Source organism: Telluria sp. LT1R51-2 (genome assembly GCF_059685775.1).
Genome location: NZ_JCASIM010000001.1, coordinates 2,452,979 through 2,471,367 on the forward strand (window position 1 = coordinate 2,452,979; position 18,389 = coordinate 2,471,367).

At 63.7% G+C, this 18,389-nt stretch carries 19 protein-coding genes and 5 tRNA genes; 4 read left to right on the forward strand and 20 right to left on the reverse strand.

What is annotated here, in order from left to right; all coding sequences use genetic code 11:
* The first annotated feature begins 44 nt into the window (after window positions 1–44).
* From AC56LH_RS10635 to AC56LH_RS10650, 4 genes are all read left to right on the forward strand, one after another.
* Window positions 45–1,016, forward strand: coding sequence for a diguanylate cyclase domain-containing protein (locus AC56LH_RS10635; RefSeq protein WP_499645919.1), 972 nt, complete (start codon window positions 45–47; stop codon window positions 1,014–1,016).
* Complete coding sequence (locus AC56LH_RS10640) at window positions 1,013–1,783, forward strand: helix-turn-helix domain-containing protein (RefSeq protein ID WP_499645920.1); 771 nt, start codon at window positions 1,013–1,015, stop codon at window positions 1,781–1,783. The genes AC56LH_RS10635 and AC56LH_RS10640 overlap by 4 nt, the downstream gene beginning before the upstream one ends.
* Before the next feature lie 149 nt (window positions 1,784–1,932).
* Window positions 1,933–2,988, forward strand: coding sequence for an NAD(P)-dependent alcohol dehydrogenase (locus AC56LH_RS10645; RefSeq protein WP_499645921.1), 1,056 nt, complete (start codon window positions 1,933–1,935; stop codon window positions 2,986–2,988).
* Window positions 2,989–3,040: 52 nt separating this feature from the next.
* A complete protein-coding gene (locus tag AC56LH_RS10650) occupies window positions 3,041–3,883 on the forward strand; it encodes a universal stress protein (RefSeq protein ID WP_499645922.1) in 843 nt (280 codons plus the stop codon).
* Window positions 3,884–3,999: 116 nt separating this feature from the next.
* Here the strand turns inward: AC56LH_RS10650 and AC56LH_RS10655 are convergent.
* The 20 genes from AC56LH_RS10655 to AC56LH_RS10750 form a co-directional block, all read right to left on the reverse strand.
* Window positions 4,000–4,073, reverse strand: a tRNA-Cys gene (locus tag AC56LH_RS10655).
* 76 nt (window positions 4,074–4,149) lie between these two features.
* Window positions 4,150–4,225, reverse strand: a tRNA-Gly gene (locus AC56LH_RS10660).
* 37 nt (window positions 4,226–4,262) lie between these two features.
* A tRNA-Gly gene (locus AC56LH_RS10665) sits at window positions 4,263–4,338 on the reverse strand.
* Window positions 4,339–4,414: 76 nt separating this feature from the next.
* Window positions 4,415–4,490, reverse strand: a tRNA-Gly gene (locus AC56LH_RS10670).
* A 67-nt stretch (window positions 4,491–4,557) separates the two neighbouring features.
* Window positions 4,558–4,633, reverse strand: a tRNA-Gly gene (locus tag AC56LH_RS10675).
* 87 nt (window positions 4,634–4,720) lie between these two features.
* Window positions 4,721–5,299, reverse strand: coding sequence for a CDP-diacylglycerol--glycerol-3-phosphate 3-phosphatidyltransferase (gene pgsA / locus AC56LH_RS10680; protein ID WP_499645923.1), 579 nt, complete (start codon window positions 5,297–5,299; stop codon window positions 4,721–4,723).
* 202 nt (window positions 5,300–5,501) lie between these two features.
* Window positions 5,502–7,514 carry an excinuclease ABC subunit UvrC gene (uvrC, locus tag AC56LH_RS10685; RefSeq protein ID WP_499645924.1) on the reverse strand — a complete coding sequence of 671 codons (2,013 nt, stop codon included), beginning with the start codon at window positions 7,512–7,514 and terminating at the stop codon, window positions 5,502–5,504.
* Between the two features lie 18 nt (window positions 7,515–7,532).
* Complete coding sequence (gene acpS, locus AC56LH_RS10690; RefSeq protein ID WP_499645925.1) at window positions 7,533–7,940, reverse strand: holo-ACP synthase; 408 nt, start codon at window positions 7,938–7,940, stop codon at window positions 7,533–7,535.
* A complete protein-coding gene (gene pdxJ / locus AC56LH_RS10695) occupies window positions 7,937–8,719 on the reverse strand; it encodes a pyridoxine 5'-phosphate synthase (protein WP_499645926.1) in 783 nt (260 codons plus the stop codon). The genes acpS and pdxJ overlap by 4 nt, the downstream gene beginning before the upstream one ends.
* Before the next feature lie 16 nt (window positions 8,720–8,735).
* Window positions 8,736–9,578, reverse strand: a complete 843-nt coding sequence (gene recO / locus AC56LH_RS10700; RefSeq protein WP_499645927.1) for a DNA repair protein RecO — start codon at window positions 9,576–9,578, stop codon at window positions 8,736–8,738.
* A 24-nt stretch (window positions 9,579–9,602) separates the two neighbouring features.
* A complete protein-coding gene (gene era, locus AC56LH_RS10705; RefSeq protein ID WP_258834735.1) occupies window positions 9,603–10,499 on the reverse strand; it encodes a GTPase Era in 897 nt (298 codons plus the stop codon).
* Window positions 10,496–11,287, reverse strand: coding sequence for a ribonuclease III (rnc, locus tag AC56LH_RS10710; protein WP_499645928.1), 792 nt, complete (start codon window positions 11,285–11,287; stop codon window positions 10,496–10,498). Before rnc ends, era begins: the two co-directional genes overlap by 4 nt.
* Before the next feature lie 95 nt (window positions 11,288–11,382).
* The gene (locus AC56LH_RS10715) at window positions 11,383–11,769 is read right to left on the reverse strand and encodes a DUF4845 domain-containing protein (protein WP_258834737.1); all 387 of its coding nucleotides are present in this window, start codon (window positions 11,767–11,769) and stop codon (window positions 11,383–11,385) included.
* A 10-nt stretch (window positions 11,770–11,779) separates the two neighbouring features.
* Window positions 11,780–12,709, reverse strand: a complete 930-nt coding sequence (lepB, locus tag AC56LH_RS10720; RefSeq protein WP_499645929.1) for a signal peptidase I — start codon at window positions 12,707–12,709, stop codon at window positions 11,780–11,782.
* Complete coding sequence (lepA, locus tag AC56LH_RS10725; protein ID WP_183558236.1) at window positions 12,709–14,502, reverse strand: translation elongation factor 4; 1,794 nt, start codon at window positions 14,500–14,502, stop codon at window positions 12,709–12,711. Before lepA ends, lepB begins: the two co-directional genes overlap by 1 nt.
* Window positions 14,503–14,683: 181 nt before the next feature.
* On the reverse strand, window positions 14,684–14,980 hold the full coding sequence (locus AC56LH_RS10730; RefSeq protein WP_499645930.1) for a glutaredoxin family protein: 297 nt from the start codon (window positions 14,978–14,980) through the stop codon (window positions 14,684–14,686).
* Window positions 14,981–14,988: 8 nt separating this feature from the next.
* On the reverse strand, window positions 14,989–16,452 hold the full coding sequence (locus AC56LH_RS10735) for a DegQ family serine endoprotease (protein ID WP_499645931.1): 1,464 nt from the start codon (window positions 16,450–16,452) through the stop codon (window positions 14,989–14,991).
* Window positions 16,453–16,584: 132 nt separating this feature from the next.
* Entirely contained in the window at window positions 16,585–16,938 is a 354-nt protein-coding gene (locus tag AC56LH_RS10740) for an RseA family anti-sigma factor (RefSeq protein WP_499645932.1), read from the reverse strand.
* A 72-nt stretch (window positions 16,939–17,010) separates the two neighbouring features.
* Window positions 17,011–17,613: an RNA polymerase sigma factor RpoE gene (gene rpoE / locus AC56LH_RS10745; RefSeq protein ID WP_499645933.1), complete on the reverse strand. Its 603-nt coding sequence runs from the start codon at window positions 17,611–17,613 to the stop codon at window positions 17,011–17,013.
* Between the two features lie 53 nt (window positions 17,614–17,666).
* Window positions 17,667–18,230 carry a hypothetical protein gene (locus AC56LH_RS10750; protein ID WP_499645934.1) on the reverse strand — a complete coding sequence of 188 codons (564 nt, stop codon included), beginning with the start codon at window positions 18,228–18,230 and terminating at the stop codon, window positions 17,667–17,669.
* Window positions 18,231–18,389: the final 159 nt, after the last annotated feature.

Below are 18,389 nucleotides of genomic sequence, written 5' to 3' on the forward strand. Positions count from 1 at the left end.
ATAGGCCTATTGTCAATACATTCAGCACACCACGCCGGAACGTCATGACATCCACGCCAGCCATCCAGCCAGCTTGCGCCAGCACTGCCGGGGAACTGGCAGCGTCCGTGTTCCACCATAGCCGCGACGCCATCATGATCACGGCACTGGATGGCACGATCCTGGCGGTCAACCGCGCATTTTCCACCATCACCGGGTACACCGAAGACGACGTACGCGGCAAGAATCCGCGCATCCTCAAGTCGGGGCTGCAAGACCGCGCATTCTATGCCCGCATGTGGCAGGCCATCACCAGCCAGGGCTACTGGCAGGGCGAAGCCTGGAACCGGCGCAAGGATGGCACGCTGTTTGCCGAGCGTTTGACGATCATTGCGGTCCCGGGCGCCGATGGCACACCGCATCACTACCTTGCCATGTTCGCCGATGTCACCAGCGCCAGCATCCAGCGCCAGCGTCTCGAAGAACGCGCGAACTATGATGCGCTGACCGGTCTGCCCAACCGCGTCCTGCTTGACGAGCAGCTCGAACAATTGCTGGCATGCGCGCGCGACACGGCGTCCGGGGTGGCGCTTGCCTTTATCGACCTGGACGGGTTCAAACAGGTCAACGACACCCTGGGCCATCCGGCCGGCGACCGCCTGCTGGCCAGCATCGCGCAGAACCTGCGCGCTGCACTGCGCGGGTCGGACACGCTGGCACGTTTCGGCGGCGACGAGTTCGTCGCCGCCCTCCCCGGCATGCACGACGACGCGGTACTGGCTGCATTGCTCGCACGCGTGGCCGCTGCCGCCCGCGCGCCGATCCTCGTCGATGGCAAGGCAATCTGCCTGTCAGCCAGCATCGGGGTGGCGCTGTTTCCACGGGATGGCACCACGGCGGCGCAACTGATTACCCATGCCGATGCCGCGATGTATGCCGCCAAACGTGCAATGCGCGGCGGCGCGTGCGCCATCCATGTTTCCGCAGCCAGTCCGGCAGGCGGAAAGCGTCACCACCATAAGGTACTACCACCATGAATGCACCGTTACGCGTGGCCCCTTTTCCGGCCCCACGCGGTTCCCTGCCGGTCATGAAAGGCCAGTGCGGCGACTGCAACACCGGTGGCCTGTGTCTGTCCACCGGGCTGGATTCGGGCAGCAAGGTGCGCTTCGATCGCCTGGTTGGCCAGCATCGCCGCATTGCGGCCGGTGACACGCTGTACCGCACCGGCCAGCCACTGCGCAGCCTGTACGCGCTGCGCTGCGGTTTCTTCAAGACCCGCCGGCCTGGTGCTGCGGGGGACCAGATCACCGGTTTCCCGATGGCCGGTGAACTGATGGGGCTGGAAGCGGTGGGCACGGGCATCCATCAGTCCGACGCGATCGCGCTCGAGGACAGCATCGTGTGTGAACTGCCGTTCGCGGCGCTCGAGCGCCTGTTCGAGGACATTCCCAGCCTGCATCGCCGCTTCTACCGTTTGATGAGCTGTGAAATCAACCGGCAGCAGCATCTGATGCTTTTGCTTGGCCATATGCGGGCAGAGCAGCGGATGGCAACGTTTCTGGCCGACATGGGGGCAGCATACGCAGCGCGTGGCTATTCGCCCGCACAATTCCAGCTGCGCATGTCGCGTGAAGACATCGGCAGCTATCTCGGCCTGACCATCGAAAGCATCAGCCGCCTGCTGGGCCGCTTCACCAAGCTGGGGCTGATCACGGTCGACAAGCGCGCCATCGTGCTGACCGATCCGCAACGGATCGCCGCGATGGCAAACGGCTTCTCGCCCTGCAGTCCGATGGTCTGACCGCCCGTACGGCCGCCAGGGCAAGCTGGCCGGTTTGATGCATGTCATGGATTTTGCGTCCCCTCCCGGTCATCGTTGCCAGGAACGCCAAACAACGCCAAACAGCGGCGGCCGGCGCGACAGCAAGCACGACGACCTCGGAGGTTTTCATGAACATGATGAACGCAGCAGTCTTCACCGGGCCCGGCCGCATCATCCTGGACCGCAAACCCGTTCCGGTTGCCGGTCCCGGCGAGGCCGTCATCCGGATCACGCTGACGACAATCTGCGGCACCGACGTGCATATCCTGAAAGGCGAATACCCCGTCAAGCCGGGCCTGACGATCGGGCACGAGCCGGTAGGCACGATCCACGAACTGGGCCCCGGCGTGACGGGCTACCGGATTGGCCAGCGGGTAGTCGTGGGCGCCATCACGCCGTGTGGCCAGTGCCATACCTGCCTGGATGGCCACCAGTCGCAGTGCGGTGGCCGCGCCATCGGCGGCTGGCGCTTCGGCAATACGATCGACGGCTGCCAGGCCGACTATCTGAAGGTGCCGTTTGCGATGGCCAACCTGGCGCCCATCCCCGACGGCCTGACCGATGAGCAGGTACTGATGTGCCCCGACATCATGAGCACCGGCTTTGGCGGCGCCGAACATGGCGGCATCCGGCTGGGCGACACGGTCGCCATCTTTGCCCAGGGCCCCATCGGCCTGTGCGCCACTGCCGGCGCACGGCTGCGCGGCGCCAGTTGCATCATCGCCGTCGACAGCGTCCTGGAGCGCCTGAAGATGGCCCGCCAACTGGGCGCCGATCACACGGTCGATTACCGCGCCACCAACCCGGTCGACGAGATCATGCGGCTGACCGGGGGCCAGGGCGTCGACGTTGCCATCGAGGCGCTCGGCACCCAGCAGACGTTCGAACACTGCCTGCGCGCGCTCAAGCCGGGCGGCACGCTGTCAAGCCTGGGCGTGTATTCCGGCAAGCTGTCGCTGCCGGTCGAGGCCTTCGCGGCCGGGTTGGGCGACCAGTCGCTCGTCACCACGCTGTGCCCGGGCGGCAAGGAGCGCATGCGCCGTTTGATGGCCATCGTCGCCTCCGGCCGGCTCGACCTGCAACCGCTGATCACGCACCGCTTCCGGCTCGAGCAGATCGAACAGGCGTACGAGCTGTTCGCGAATCAGCGCGACGGGGTGCTGAAAGTCGCGATCACGCCCTGACGGCCGGCCCGCTCAGCCAGGTTCGCCACGTTACCCACCGAAGGGGAAAACCATGTCCTACCAATCCATTCTCGTCCACGCGTGCCAGCCGGAACTGGCGCAGGCACGTTACCGGCTGGCAGCGGCCATCGCGCTGGCCGAAGACACGCGCCTGACCGGCATCGCTCTCTCGGGCGCGATCGAATTCATCGTCCGTTGCAGCGCCGCTGCCGGCGTGGCGCCCATCGGCCCGGACGACTACAACTTCCTGACCGACAACGCGAAGCGCACGTTGACGGACTTTGAACACGCGGTGCGCGCCGCAGGCGTCGTCCCGCTGGAAAGCAAGCTCAGCGATGAATCAGCCATCCACGCCCTGCCGCTGGAAGCGCGCTACTGCGACCTGCTGCTGATCGGCCAGGTCACCCACCCCGACGCGATCCTGGCCGACGACTACTCGCTGGCGCGCCATATCCTCATCCATGCACCCTGCCCTGTCATGGTGGTGCCGTCGACCACCATTGTCACCGGCGTGCCCACCAGGCCCCTGATCGCCTGGGACGGCAGCATGGAAGCGAGCCGGGCCGTGCGCGCCGCCCTGCCCCTGCTGCGCCGCGCGGCCAGCGTGACGGCGGTGTGCTTTCATCCTCAGAAGTACGGTGGCGATCAGGGGCTGGCAGGCAAACAGCTCGCCACTTACCTGGCCAGTCACGACATCGACGTCGAGGTACTTGCGCCAGCACTGGCACCGACTGGCAACATCGGCGATGCGCTGCTCGCGCTGACCGCCACGGGGGCGCACGACCTGATAATCATGGGCAACTTCGGCCATTCGCGGTTCCGCGAACTGGTGCTGGGCGGCGTGACCGAGACTGTGCTCGCCGGGACGGTCGTGCCGGTGCTGACCAGCCATTGATCGCAGACGGTTCGATTGCGTAGCAAGATGGGATGTGACTGCGCATGCACCGACCACACCGGGAAGGCAAGCCCAAAAGCAAACGGGCCCCGATTGGGGCCCGCGCGATGACAATCTGGAGGCGAGGATCGGAGTCGAACCGACCTAGACGGCTTTGCAGGCCGCTGCATAACCGCTTTGCTACCTCGCCAGAGGATTTGATGCACTCGTGATGCGGGCGGTTATGCACCGCATCGACAAGGGAAGAATGGATCTTCCTGGAATTCTGGAGCGGGAGAAGAGGCTCGAACTCTCGACCTCAACCTTGGCAAGGTTGCGCTCTACCAACTGAGCTACTCCCGCTGGGGAGTACTACGTTACGACGCCATTTGCAGGACACTGGAGCGGGAGAAGAGGCTCGAACTCTCGACCTCAACCTTGGCAAGGTTGCGCTCTACCAACTGAGCTACTCCCGCTTGGAGCCATGCAATTACTGATCACATCTACTGCTTTACTACGCCAATGCTACGTTCTGCAACAATCAGCCGAAACTGGAGCGGGAGAAGAGGCTCGAACTCTCGACCTCAACCTTGGCAAGGTTGCGCTCTACCAACTGAGCTACTCCCGCGTACAGAACAACGATTATGACAGGTTTCAGACGTTTTTCCAAGATCGCGTGCCAACTTTGCAATCTTTGGAGCGGGAGAAGAGGCTCGAACTCTCGACCTCAACCTTGGCAAGGTTGCGCTCTACCAACTGAGCTACTCCCGCTTCGTCTTTCAATCTGTCGCGTTGTTGTCGCAACAGGCAGGCATTATAGAGATTCTATTCCGTACGTCAAGGATGCCCGGAAACTAATTAAATCGGACCCGCTTTTTCCTTGATCAGGGGCCACGCGCGGCGCAGGTAATAGAACATCGACCACACGGTCAGCACGCCCGCGACCCACAGCAGGTACTCGCCCCAGAACTGGAAATCGATGCCAAACAGCGTGTCATGAAGCAGCAGCATCGGGATCGCCGTCATCTGGGCGGCGGTCTTGATCTTGCCGATCGAGCTGACCGCGACCGAACGCGTCGCGCCAATCTGGGCCATCCATTCGCGCAGCGCCGAGATCGTGATTTCACGGCCGATGATGATGCCGGCGATGATCACGTCGACGCGGTCGAGCTGGACCAGCATCAGCAGCGCCACGGCCACCATCAGCTTGTCGGCGACCGGGTCGAGAAAGGCGCCGAAGGCCGAGGTTTCGTTCCAGCGGCGGGCCAGGAAACCGTCGAACCAGTCGGTGATGGCGGCCACGATGAAGACGGATGTGGCGGCCAGATTACGGTCCGGCATGCTCATCCAGTCAGAAGGAAGATAGAACAATCCGACCACCAGCGGAATCAGGGCGACGCGTAACCAGGTCAGGAGAATCGGAATATTTAAGGGCATGGGGGAGCTGATTACCGTGGAAAAATGCTTGGCCGTAAGTCTACATGGCTAAGGGAGTTTGGGCCAGTTGACTCGTCTGTACGGCGGACGATCAGCGGGGACTGCAGTGCGTGCAAGCTCAACGGCTGTGGTGCAATGCTGGTTGACACTGATTGCAGAGATTGGCGGCGCCATGGCGGCGCCGCCGGTATGCCACCGATGTTCAGTGCAATTGCCGGTAAATCTCTTCAGCGAGCGCACTCGAAATACCTTCTACCGTCATCAGGTCTTCGACACTGGCGTCGATCACACCACGCAGGCCACCAAAGCGTGCCAGAAGGCGCTGGCGGCGTTTGGCGCCGATGCCCTCGATCTCTTCCAGGCGCGACGCCTGGCGCGCCTTGGCGCGCTTGGCACGCATGCCGGTGATCGCGAAGCGGTGCGCCTCGTCGCGGATCAGCGCGACCAGCATCAGCGCGGCCGATTCCTTGCCCAGTTCCTGCGCCGGACGGCCATCGGCGAAGATCAGGGTCTCCAGGCCAACGCGACGCCCTTCCCCCTTGGCCACGCCGACGATCATCGACAGGTCCAGCCCCAGCTCGGTAAACACCTGGCGCGCCATCTCGACCTGGCCCTTGCCACCATCGACCAGCACGATGTCGGGCATCACCCCGGCGCCGGCCAGGACCTCGGCCGCTACTTTCTCGTAGCGGCGCATCAGCACCTGCCGCATCGCTGCGTAATCGTCGCCCGGCGTGATGCCGTTGATGTTGAAGCGCCGGTACTCGCCGTTCTGCATCGCGTGGTGGTGGAACACGACGCACGAGGCCTGCGTTGCCTCGCCCGCCGTGTGGCTGATGTCGAAGCACTCGATCCTCAGTGAGTCGAGATCGTCGGTCTCCAGCCCCAGCGTGTCGGCCAGCGCGCGCGTGCGCAGTTGCTGCGAGCCCTGCTCGGACAGCAGGCGCGCCAGCGCGATCTCGCCGCCCTTCTGCGCCATCTCGAGCCACTGGCGGCGTTGCCCGCCCGGCTGCAGCACGAGGTTGATGCGGTGGCCACATTGCTCGCTGAGCGCCAGGATCAGCTCGGGCTGGTCGAACTCGACGTTCAGGATCAGCGTGCCCGGGATGAACTGGCCCGCGTAGTGCTGTGCCAGGAACGCGCACAGCACCTCGACGTCGAGCGGGCATTCGCCCAGCGATTCCCCCACATGGCTCGGGAAGTAGGCGCGGTCGCCCAGATGCCGTCCGCCCCGCACCATCGCCAGGTTGACGCAGGCGCGCCCGCCCTGCAGTACCACCGCAATGACGTCGACATCAGCATCGCCCACGGTTTCCATGCTTTGCGCGTGCAGCACTTTCGACAGCGCCTGGATCTGGTTGCGCACGCCGGCGGCCTGCTCGAACTTCAGGTCCATCGCGTAGGTCTGCATCTTGTTCTGCAGGTCGGCCATGACTTCGCTCTGGCGCCCGCGCAGGAAGCGCGCGGCGTTCTCGACGTCGAGCTGGTACTGCTCCGGCTCGATCAGCTTGACGCACGGCGCGCTGCAGCGGCCGATCTGGTGCAGCAGGCACGGCCGCGTGCGGTTGGCGTACACGCTGTCTTCGCAGGTACGCAGCATGAACACGCGCTGCAGCAACTGGATCGATTCCTTGGCCGCCCAGGCGCTCGGGAACGGGCCGAAGTACTGGTTGCGCTTGTCCAGCGCGCCGCGGTAATACGCCATGCGCGGTGCTTCGCCGCCCGTGATCTTGATATACGGGTACGATTTATCGTCCCGAAACAGGATGTTGTAGCGCGGCTTGAGCGACTTGATCAGGTTGTTTTCGAGGATCAGCGCTTCGGCTTCGCTGCTGACGACCGTTGTTTCCAGGCGCGCGATCTGCGACACCATCATCGCGATGCGCGGGCTCGACAGGTTTTTCTGGAAATAGCTCGAGACGCGGTTCTTCAGGTTGCGCGCCTTGCCGACGTACAGCACGTTCTCGGCCGCGTCAAAGTAGCGGTAGACGCCAGGCAAGCCCGGCAGGCGATTGACGGTCGCGAGCACCTGCGCACGCACGTCGGGTTCGACCTTCGGGCTCAGTTCGCGGTTGGCCTCGGCGCGCGACTGATCACGCGCCTCCGCCAGGCGTTCACGCCCCAGGCGCGCCGTCAGTTCGGGCGTGAGTTCGGGCGTGAGTTCGACACCGCTGCCGGTCAGCGTGGTGGGTACGACGGGCTTTGCTTCGGACATGAATCTCTTGAAAAGGGGTCAGGCTGCTGGCGCAGGGGCCTGGGTAACGATGACAAACGCGACGCCGTAATCGGCCTCGTCGCTGATCGACACCTGGGCGCTGAGCCGGTTTTCTTGCATGAATGCTTCGAGCGCCCCGCTGCAGACGATCATCGGCTTGCCGCTCGGGGCATTGAGCATCTGCATCGAGCGCCAGGTCATCGGCATGCGGATCCCGGTGCCGATGGCTTTCGAGAACGCTTCCTTGGCCGAAAACCTCGTGGCCAGAAAACGCAGTCCGCGCACCGCATTCTTGGCGCTGCGGGCGTGGTACTTGGCCAGCTCTTGCGGGCCGAGGACTTTTTCGGCAAAGCGCGGGCCGCTGCGTGCGAGCGCCGCTTCCACGCGCGAGATCTGGACGATGTCGGTGCCGATGCCGTAGATCATGCCGGCTCGGTCCCGCTGGTATAGGCCGTGCCCAGGCGCGCCGCGACCATGATCGCCTTCATCTCGCGCACGGCGTTTTCGAAGCCGACAAACAGGGCGTGGCCAACGATGGCGTGGCCGATGTTCAGCTCATGCAGGTCCTTGATGGCCGCGATCGGCTGGACATTGGTGTAGTGCAGGCCGTGGCCGGCATTCACGCGCAGGCCGCGCTGAACGCCTTCGCGCGCGCCAATGCGGATGCGTTCGAGCTCGTGCGCCACTTCGTCGGGCGTGGCCTCGGCATAACGGCCCGTGTGCAGCTCGATCACGGTCGCGCCGACGGCGGCAGCGGCTTCGATCTGGCGCGCATCGGCATCGATGAACAGCGAGACACGGATGCCCTCGTCCTTCAGCTGCTTCACCGCCGCCTCAACCTCGTTGTAGTAGCGCACGACATCCAGGCCGCCCTCGGTCGTGACTTCTTCGCGCCGCTCGGGCACCAGGCACACGTCCTGCGGTTTGACGCGGCAGGCGAAATCGATCATTTCGCGCGTGACGGCCGCTTCCAGGTTCATGCGGGTGGCCAGCAGCGGGCGCAGCGCGATCACGTCGGCGTCGCGGATGTGGCGGCGGTCTTCGCGCAGGTGCAGCGTGATCAGGTCGGCGCCGGCCTGCTCGGCCAGCAGCGCGCCGCGCAGCGGGTCCGGGTAGGTCGTGCCGCGCGCATTGCGCACGGTGGCGATGTGGTCGATGTTCACGCCCAGGTCGATCACCTGGCCAACGGGATTCAGGAAGCTCATGGTGTTTTGGTCTGTTTTACAGTTGCATCAAGTCGATCAGGATCTGGCGCGTGTTGAGCGGCTGGCCGCCCAGGTGGTGCGCCAGCAGGAAGCGCATCAATTGCTTGCTCTGCGCCTGCGTGGCCGGGTCAGTATAGTCTTCGCGCTCCATGTCCAGCAGCGTCTTGCCCAGTACCACCGGCCAGACTTCGCCTGCACCGGCCTCGCGCGCGCCGCGTTCGGGGTCCACCACATAGTCACCGCCCGCCTCCACACGACTGCGCGTGGTCGTACTGCGACTCAGGTCGGCAGCAACCCCTGTCTCCTTAAGTAAGGCCCGTTCGAATTTTCGCAAGACAATTTGCGCAGGTTCGCCATGCGCCAACTGGTTCAAGGTCGAGACATAGTGATCGAACAGGGCCGGATGGCGGTCGTCGCGCGCCAGCAGTTTGACGAGGAGTTCGTTGAGGTAGAAGCCACACAGCAGCGCCGTGCGCTCCAGCGGCAGCATGCCGCCGACCCACTCGGCGTCGATCAGCGTGCGCAGTTCGGACTTGCCGCTCCACGATACGGACAGTGGCTGAAAGGTTTGCAGCACGCCGCGCAGCTTGGAGAACGGGCGCTTGGCGCCCTTGGCGACGAGTCCCACGCGACCGTGATCGCGCGTGAACATGTCAATGATCAGGCTGGTTTCTTTGTAGGGATAGCTGTGCAGCACGAAGCCGGGCTGGCCGAGTACACGGCCGTCACGCGCCGATGTCCTGGAAGATGCGCTGGCAGGTGCGCCGGCCGATGTGCTGGCCGACGCGCGGGTCCGCTTGGCGGGCGGTGGCGCCGCCTGCTCGGGCGCGTCGTCGATCAGGTCATCGTGGCTCGGCATGCTATGTGGGCGCGCTCCGGGAACTTACTCGTAACCGTAGGCGCGCAGGCCCATTTCGTTGTCGGCCCAGCCCGATTTGACCTTGACCCAGATTTCCAGGTACACGGGGCCGCCGAACAGTTTTTCCATGTCGAGGCGCGACTGCGTCGAGATTTCTTTCAGGCGCGCGCCCTTGTTACCGATGATCATCGATTTATGGGTGTCGCGCTCGACCAGGATGGCGGCGAACACGCGGCGCAGATTGCCCTCTTGCAGGAACTGTTCGATCAGCACGGTGCTGGTGTACGGCAATTCGTCGCCCGACAGGCGGAACACTTTTTCGCGGACGATCTCGGCGGCGAGGAACTTTTCGCTGCGGTCAGTGATGTCGTCCGGCCCGAACACGGGCGCATTCTGCGGCAGGTGGTTCTTGATTTCGTTTTCCAGCGCATCGGTCTGGAAGCGCAGCTTGGCAGAGACCGGCACGACAGCGGCAAATTCACGCATCGCGGCGATCTTCTGCGCGAACGGCATCAACACGGCCTTGTCCTTGACGTGGTCGGACTTGTTCAGCACCAGGATCACCGGCACGTTCTTTGGCAACAGATTAAGGACCTGTTCATCTGCCGGACCAAACGTGCCGGCTTCGAGCAGAAACAGCACAACGTCGGCCGAGATCAGCGTGTTCGAGACCGTCTTGTTGAGCGTCTTGTTCAGCGCGTTGGCGTGCCGGGTCTGGAAGCCTGGCGTGTCGACGTAGATGAACTGGGCGTCGTCGCGGGTCTGGATGCCGGTGATGCGGTGGCGGGTGGTCTGCGCCTTGCGCGACGTGATCGACACCTTGGCGCCGATCAGGACGTTCATCAGCGTCGACTTGCCGACGTTCGGACGGCCTACGATGGCGATATAGCCGCAGCGGAAATTGTCGGGGATGGCGTTCATGCTTTTTTGCTTCCTGGTTGTTCTGGCTTTGCCGCAGCCGGCGCCAAGGATTGGTCTGGGGCGCCACTCTGGGTGGTGGCGATGCCGGCCAGCTTGAGCTGGGCCGTGCGCGGCTTCGCCTTGCGGCTCACGGGCGACTTGGCCAGCGCCTTCTGGGCGGCGCCCAGGGCCAGGCTGGCTGCGGCCTGCTCGGCGGCGCGGCGGCTGCCACCGCGGCCGAACACTTGCACACTCAATTTGGGCACCAGGCATTCGACTTCGAATTCCTGGCTGTGCGCGGCGCCGTGCGTGGCCACCACATTATACGTCGGCAGCGCGATCCGCTTGGCCTGCAAAAATTCCTGCAGCAGCGTCTTGGCGTCCTTGCCAAGCGTGCCGGGGTCGACCGTGTCCAGCAGCGGAATGTAAAAGGCGCGGATCACGTCGCGCGCGCTGTCGAACCCGGCATCGAGGAAGATCGCGCCCAGCAGGGCTTCGAGCGTGTCGGCCAGGATCGACGGGCGGCGAAAGCCCCCCGATTTCAGCTCACCCTCGCCCAGGCGCAGGAACTGCGACAGGTCGAGCTTCTGGGCGATCTCGAACAGCGCCTGCTGCTTGACGAGATTGGCGCGCAGGCGCGACAGGTCGCCCTCATCCAGGCCACGATAGCGTTCGTACAGGATCGAGGCGACGACGCAGTTCAGGATCGAGTCGCCCAGAAATTCGAGGCGCTCGTTATGCAGCGCGCTATGGCTACGGTGGGTCAGGGCTTGCTGAAGCAGCCCGGCATCCCGGAATGTATAGCCCAAGCGCGTCTGCAATAACTGATGATTCATTGTCGGTGTCGTGTGCGTGGCCGGCGCCAGGCGCCCTGCCACGAAGTCCATATGGCGTGAAAGTACGGTTACGGTGCGGCGGTGCTGGCCTCGGCGACGATGCCGCTCGGGTCCGTGGTGCCGGAAAAGTCGATGAGGATGCTGACGTTGCCGGCCAGCGGCAGGCGTTTTTCGTAGGCGAAGCTGATCTCGAGGTCGCCATCGTCGCGTGTGAAGACCAGGTCGGCGCCGCGGATGGCTTCGACGTCGTTGACGCTGGTATTGCGGTCGAACGCCGCCTGCATCGCCCGCACGGTGCCGCCTTCGGCCTTGGTCTTGACGATGGCGGTCTTGATCGCGTTGTACTCGATATAGGCCGGAATCATGCGCATCGCAAAGACCAGCACGAGGCCGATCACGGCAAGGGCCACGATCAGGCCGGTCAAGGTGACGCCCTGCTGTTTGCTCCGGACCATATGCACCCCTTTAATGAATGCCGCCAACGCGCTTGAAGTTGCCAAAGTTCATCCAGACGACGAATGCCTTGCCCACGATATTCCGGTCCGGCACGAAGCCCCAGTAGCGGCTGTCGGCGCTGTTGTCGCGGTTATCGCCCATCATGAAATACTGGCCGGCCGGCACGACGCAGGTGAATTTGTCTTCCGTATAGTCGCAGGCTTCGCGCAGCGGGAACTGCTCGACGCTGGGGAAGTCAAAGTTGCGGCGATCGGCCGTGTTCAGGATGCGGTGCTGCGTGAACCCGCCCGGGCTTGGCAGTTTTTCTTCCAGCTGCTTGTGGTAGACCGGATGCTGGTCGTCCAGGTAATCGTCCAGCGGCGTGTACTCGACAGCCTTGCCATTGACGGTCAGGCGCTTGTCTTCGTAGGTGATGGTATCACCAGGCACGCCGACGACGCGCTTGATGTAATCCTGGCTCATGTCCTTTGGATATTTAAACACCATCACGTCGCCTCGCTGCGGGTCATTGATCTGGATAACTTTCTTGTTGATGATTGGCAGGCGAATACCGTAGGTGTACTTGTTCACCAGGATGAAGTCGCCCACCAGCAGCGTCGGCACCATCGACGACGACGGGATCTTGAACGGCTCCCACAGGAACGAGCGCAGGATGAACACCATCGCGATCACCGGAAAGAAGCTGCCCGAATACTCGACCCAGGTGGGCTGGCGTATGTGCGCTGCTTCGATCGCGGCGCGGTTGCCGTTGTGATCAACCTTGATGCCCTCGGCCACCATCTTTGCGTTGCGCGCATCGTACTCGCGCAATGCGGCATCGGCGGCGCGCCGGCGTTGCTTTGCCAAAACAAACCGGTCCAGGCACCAGATGATGCCCGTGATGACCATCAGCACGAACAGGATCAGGGCGAAATTGCTCAACACAGGTTGCAGGTTCATTATTTGTCTTCCACCTGGAGGATCGCCAGGAACGCTTCTTGTGGAATCTCCACCGAACCGACCTGCTTCATGCGCTTCTTACCTGCCTTTTGTTTCTCGAGCAGTTTCTTTTTACGGGAAATATCGCCGCCGTAGCACTTGGCCAGCACGTTCTTGCGCAGCGCCTTCACGTTTTCACGCGAAATGATCGTTGCACCAATCGCGGCCTGGATCGCCACGTCGAACATCTGGCGCGGAATCAGTTCGCGCATCTTCGCGGCGACCTGGCGGCCACGGTACGGCGCATTGGCGCGGTGCACGATGATCGCCAGCGCATCGACCTTCTCGCTGTTGATCAGCATATCGACCTTGACGACGTCGGCAGCGCGGTTTTCCTTGAACTCGTAATCCATCGACGCGTAACCGCGCGACGTGGACTTCAGGCGATCGAAGAAGTCCAGCACGATCTCGGCCATCGGGATTTCGTAGTGCAGCTTGACCTGACGGCCGTGGTAAGCCATGTCCATCTGGATGCCGCGCTTGCCGTTACACAGCGTCATCACGGCGCCCACGTACTCTTGCGGCATGTACAGGTTGACGTCGACGATCGGCTCGCGCACTTCGTTGATCTTCGATGGTTCCGGCATCTTCGACGGATTGTCGACGCGGATCATGGTGCCGTCACGCATTTCGACTTCGTACACCACGGTCGGGGCCGTCGTGATCAGGTCCATGTCGAATTCACGCTCGAGGCGCTCCTGCACGATTTCCATATGCAACAGGCCCAGGAAGCCGCAGCGGAAGCCGAAGCCCAGCGCCTGCGAGACTTCCGGCTCGTACATCAGGGCGGCGTCGTTCAGCTTGAGCTTTTCCAGCGAATCGCGCAGCGCGTCGTACTGGTTGGCCTCGACCGGGAACAGACCGGCGAACACTTGCGGCTGCACTTCCTTGAAGCCCGGCAGCGGTTCGGCCGCCGGCTTGTTGGCCAGGGTCACCGTATCGCCGACTTTCGCGGCGGTCAGCTCCTTGATGCCGGCGATGATGAAGCCCACCTGGCCGGCCGACAGCGACGGCAGCGAGACCGAGCGCGGCGTGAACACGCCAATGCTTTCGACCAGGTTCACCGAACCGGTCGCCATCAGGAGAATCTTGTCTTTCGGGCGCAGCGTGCCGTTAATCACGCGCACCAGCATCACGACGCCGACGTACGGGTCGTACCACGAGTCGACGATCAGCGCCTGCAGCGGCGCATCGGCGTCGCCCTTCGGCGGCGGCACGCGGGCGATCAGCGTTTCCAGCACGTCTTCAATGCCCAGGCCGGTCTTGGCCGAGCACATGGTCGCGTCGCTGGCGTCGATGCCGATGACGTCTTCGATTTCCTTGCGCGCGTTGTCCGGATCGGCGTGCGGCAAGTCGATCTTGTTCAGGATCGGCACCACTTCAACGCCCAGGTCGAGCGCGGTGTAGCAGTTGGCGACCGTCTGGGCTTCCACGCCCTGCGATGCGTCGACCACCAGCAGCGCGCCTTCGCAGGCGGACAGCGAGCGGCTCACTTCGTACGAGAAGTCGACGTGACCCGGGGTGTCGATCAGGTTCAGGTTGTAGACCTGGCCATCGCGCGCCTTGTAATGCAGGGCCGCGGTCTGGGCCTTGATGGTGATGCCGCGCTCGCGTTCCAGGTCCATCGAATCGAGCACCTGGGCATCCATTTCACGGTCCGACAAGCCGCCGCACAGCTGAATGATGCGGTCAGCCAGGGTCGATTTACCGTGGTCGATGTGGGCGATGATGGAGAAGTTACGTATGTTGTTCATTAACAGAGCTCAAAACCAAATAGACCGCGAATGCGGCGGATACGACTGAATCAGGGTGCACGTGCCGCGCGCGGCAAACAGAAAAAGCGCCGCGCCGGGGCCGTGCCGGTCCCCAGGCGAGCGCCATGGCAAAGCAAACAATTCTGGGGAGGGCCGTCTTGAAACACGCCAACCCGGCATTTTACCGGATTTCGGGACGCCCAACGGGATTTCGGGCCTGCCCCTCGAGGTAGGCCAGCACCGCGGCGCGGTCGAGGAAGTAATGGCACAGCTCGGGCCGGTCGAGCGCGCCGTAGAGTACCGGCACCAGCTCGTCGAAGCGCGCCACCAGTGCGGGATCGGCATCGACGTCCAGCACGGTAATGGCGAACGGCTGCGCCAGGGTTTCGAGCGCCCGCAGCGCTGCCAGCATGTCATCGCACAGGTGGCAATACCCGCGCGCGTACAGCGTGAACGGCACGCAAGGTGCGGCGGGCATGGCGCGCATCAGGGACGCGGCTTGACGGTCAGGTATTGCGTAGTGCCATCGCGCAGCACCAGCAGCGCCACCGGTTTCGCTTTGTCATGCTTGGCGAGCAAGCCGGCGAACTGTTCAATGCTCGTCAGCGGCGTGTTGTTCCACTGCAGCAGCACGTCGCCCGGCTGGATGCCCGCGCTGGCCGCGGCGCCCGTTGCATTCTCGACCAGCACCCCGCCCTCCACGCCCAGCTGACGGCGGTCGGCTTGCGCGATGGCCGACAAGGTCAGGCCAAGTGTATTGGCCGTCGCGCCCGGCGCCGGTTTCTTTGCTGCCGGCTTGCCCGGCGTGGATTTGTCGTCCTGCAGCTCGACGATCGTGACCGGCACCTCGAGCTGCGCGCCGCGGCGCCAGACGGTGACGCTGGCGCGGCTGCCAACCTTGGCGGCGCCGACCAGGCGCGGCAGGTCGCGCGTGGTCTCGACCGGCTGCCTGTCGAATGCCAGGATGATGTCGCCGACCTTGATGCCGCCCTTCTCGGCCGGCCCGCCGGCTTCGACCATTGACACTTCGGCGCCGCGCGCCTTGCCCAGGCCCAGCGACTCGGCCACGTCGCGCGTGACTTCACTGATCTGCACGCCAATGCGGCCCCGCGTGACCTTGCCGCTGGCCTTGAGTTGCTCGGACACCCGCGTGACTTCATCGATCGGCACCGCGAACGAGATGCCGTTGTAGGCGCCGGACAGCGTGGCGATCTGCGAATTGATGCCGATGACTTCACCGCGCATATTGATCAAGGGGCCGCCCGAGTTGCCCGGATTGACCGCCACATCGCTCTGGATCAGCGGCAGGTATTCGCCCGTGTCGCGCGACTTGGCCGAAATAATGCCGGCCGTGACGGTGTTTTCGAGGCCGAATGGCGAGCCGATCGCAAGCACCCATTCGCCGACGCGGATCTTGCTCGAGTCGCCCGTGCGCAGGTATGGGAGGTTCGTCGCGGTCAGCTTGAGCAGTGCGACGTCCGAGCGGCGGTCAGCGCCCAGCACCTTGGCCTTGAATTCGCGGCGGTCGGTCAGCGTGACCGTGACTTCGTCGGCGCCTTCGACGACGTGGGCATTGGTCAGCACATAACCATCGCCCGAAATGATGAAGCCGGAGCCGACGCCGCGCTGGACTTCGCGCTCTTCTTCGGCTTGCGGCGGGCCGCGCCGGCCGCCGCGCGGCGGCATCTGGCCGCCAAAGAAGCGGCGCAGGAATTCCTGCATTTCTTCTTCACCGGGCGCGCCGCCGCGCGTGCTGACGCGCTCGGTGGTGCGGATATTCACGACGGCCGGACCGACCTTGTCGATCACATCGGTGAAGTCGGGCAAGCCGGTCACGGTGGGTGCGGACACCGGGGCCGCGCCGGCGGCATGCGCTGGCGAGAGGGAGAGTACGGAGGTGCCGGACACGAGCAGTGCCGACAAGAGCAGGCTGGCAGTTTTACTGGTCATGGATTCGCTGTTGAATGGCTAAGATTGACCAAATGGTAAGCCAAAACCGGCGCTTTGTCGCGTCGTCAGGCGTCGCGTGCAGGACGGCTCGCGCTGCAGTGCCTGACAGGCAGGCCATGAAGGCAGCGCAGTTCAGGAAGCGCCGGGGTTGGCCAGGATGGCCGCCTGGCCCGTTGACCCGGTCACGGCATTCGCACCGCCGCTGCCACTACCGTTGCCATCGGCCAGATCGCCACGATCGCCACGATCGGACGGCAACCGCCCCTGTTCGTGCGCCAGCGCTGTGGCCAGCTGTTCGGCGAAGCCGGGCGACAGGTCTGGCGCCGGCATGGCGCGCAAGGTATCCCGGATGAGGTGATACCGGTCCCACGCCTGCTTGCCATCCTCCTCTTGCAGTGCGGCCAGTGCCAGCTCGGCATCGGCCTGCGGCAATTCGCCGTCGACCAGCGCCGAGATATGCGCGCGGAGTGTTTCGTTGGTGTCCATCGGGGTGTCCGTCGACGTCGGTGTGTTCACGGTAAGTTCAATGTTAATGCTGTGTTCGTACGATCCCGCTACCTACCGTCGTTTGTCAACCGGAAATTCAAGCAAGGGCCGCAATTTATCGGCGATGACTTCGCGCGCCCGAAAAATACGGCTGCGCACCGTACCGATGGGACAGGCCATGACTTCGGATATTTCTTCGTAGCTGAGTCCTTCTATTTCACGCAAGACAATGGCCGTGCGTAGTTCCTGGGGCAGTGCTTCCATGGCCGCATTCACCGTGTGGGCGATCTGCTTACTGGCAAGCATCGACTCCGGTGTATTGATGTCACGCAGACTGTCTGCCTCATCAAAGCCTTCGGCGCCTTCGGCATCCGTTTCCGTCGAGGTCGGCGCACGCCTGCCCTGAGTCACCAGGTAATTCTTCGCCGTGTTGATGCCTATCCGATAAAGCCACGTATAAAATGCGGAATCACCGCGAAAATGGCGCAGTGCCCGGTACGCCTTGATGAACGTTTCCTGCACGACGTCTTCTGCCTCGGCCGGATCGTGAACAAGACGCGACACCAGACGCATCAGGCGGCGCTGGTACTTGGAGACGAGCAGATCGAACGCCTTCTGGTCCCCTGCCTGCACGCGCTCCACCAGCAACTGATCACTCTCGCGTTCTGTCGTCACGGACCATGCCCCATTGGCGACCCTCTCCTAAGAGTTGATCCCCTGCAATAAGTTCAAAGTATTTTTGTCGCTGCGTTGCGCGCACCTTGCGCCAATGACCGCACTGCCACGGACAGCGCACGAAAGTCACCTGGCGACACGCTGTCGGGCAACACGGCGAGCGCGATGGTGTCGCCAGCCGCCGTGCGCAGACGCAGCAGCATGCACACAGGCCAGACCGTTGCGCCAGGCAGCAGCGTCACCGCAACCCCCTCGGATGGCGGACAGGATGAACCTGCTGGTAGCGACGCGCCTGCCGCATCCACTGCGCCCATCTCTTGTTGTACCGTCAGGCGTAGCTGCCCAAGTCCAGAAATATCAAGGCGGTGCGCCGTTCCAAATCCATGCAAAAGCGCCTGGGAATGGGCCTGCGGGCAACCCCGAAAAAAGCGGTGTACACGGCCCAGTGACCAGGCCAGTGCCACGGCGCCCAGCAGCGGCGCGACAGCGGTCAGCCTGCCAAATGCGAAGCGTTCAGGCGTGCCGAGACCGACGACCAAAGCGGTCGCAACGAGGGCGCCGCCGAACCCGGCGCACAGCCAAAGCAGGCAACGCGACGGCCGGACGATGACAGACACCGCACAGTGCATACAACGAGGGGAAACTGGATAGGCTGGCCCGGCGGACAAGCTGCGGACGTTGCCGCCAGCACCGGAACATCACCGCTGTAGAACAACAAGCGGACAATGCACCGGGCTGCAGAAGCGCCCATCCCGTTCGACCGGGATGGGGCTGGT

What these genes read in the sequence shown, in the direction of transcription:
- AC56LH_RS10635 (WP_499645919.1), top strand. Translation starts at nt 45, where the DNA reads ATGACATCCACGCCAGCCATCCAGCCAGCTTGCGCCAGCACTGCCGGG.
- AC56LH_RS10640 (WP_499645920.1), top strand. Translation starts at nt 1,013, where the DNA reads ATGAATGCACCGTTACGCGTGGCCCCTTTTCCGGCCCCACGCGGTTCC.
- AC56LH_RS10645 (WP_499645921.1), top strand. Translation starts at nt 1,933, where the DNA reads ATGAACATGATGAACGCAGCAGTCTTCACCGGGCCCGGCCGCATCATC.
- AC56LH_RS10650 (WP_499645922.1), top strand. Translation starts at nt 3,041, where the DNA reads ATGTCCTACCAATCCATTCTCGTCCACGCGTGCCAGCCGGAACTGGCG.
- pgsA (WP_499645923.1), bottom strand. Translation starts at nt 5,299, where the DNA reads ATGCCCTTAAATATTCCGATTCTCCTGACCTGGTTACGCGTCGCCCTG.
- uvrC (WP_499645924.1), bottom strand. Translation starts at nt 7,514, where the DNA reads ATGTCCGAAGCAAAGCCCGTCGTACCCACCACGCTGACCGGCAGCGGT.
- acpS (WP_499645925.1), bottom strand. Translation starts at nt 7,940, where the DNA reads ATGATCTACGGCATCGGCACCGACATCGTCCAGATCTCGCGCGTGGAA.
- pdxJ (WP_499645926.1), bottom strand. Translation starts at nt 8,719, where the DNA reads ATGAGCTTCCTGAATCCCGTTGGCCAGGTGATCGACCTGGGCGTGAAC.
- recO (WP_499645927.1), bottom strand. Translation starts at nt 9,578, where the DNA reads ATGCCGAGCCACGATGACCTGATCGACGACGCGCCCGAGCAGGCGGCG.
- era (WP_258834735.1), bottom strand. Translation starts at nt 10,499, where the DNA reads ATGAACGCCATCCCCGACAATTTCCGCTGCGGCTATATCGCCATCGTA.
- AC56LH_RS10715 (WP_258834737.1), bottom strand. Translation starts at nt 11,769, where the DNA reads ATGGTCCGGAGCAAACAGCAGGGCGTCACCTTGACCGGCCTGATCGTG.
- lepB (WP_499645929.1), bottom strand. Translation starts at nt 12,709, where the DNA reads ATGAACCTGCAACCTGTGTTGAGCAATTTCGCCCTGATCCTGTTCGTG.
- lepA (WP_183558236.1), bottom strand. Translation starts at nt 14,502, where the DNA reads ATGAACAACATACGTAACTTCTCCATCATCGCCCACATCGACCACGGT.
- AC56LH_RS10730 (WP_499645930.1), bottom strand. Translation starts at nt 14,980, where the DNA reads ATGCCCGCCGCACCTTGCGTGCCGTTCACGCTGTACGCGCGCGGGTAT.
- AC56LH_RS10735 (WP_499645931.1), bottom strand. Translation starts at nt 16,452, where the DNA reads ATGACCAGTAAAACTGCCAGCCTGCTCTTGTCGGCACTGCTCGTGTCC.
- AC56LH_RS10740 (WP_499645932.1), bottom strand. Translation starts at nt 16,938, where the DNA reads ATGGACACCAACGAAACACTCCGCGCGCATATCTCGGCGCTGGTCGAC.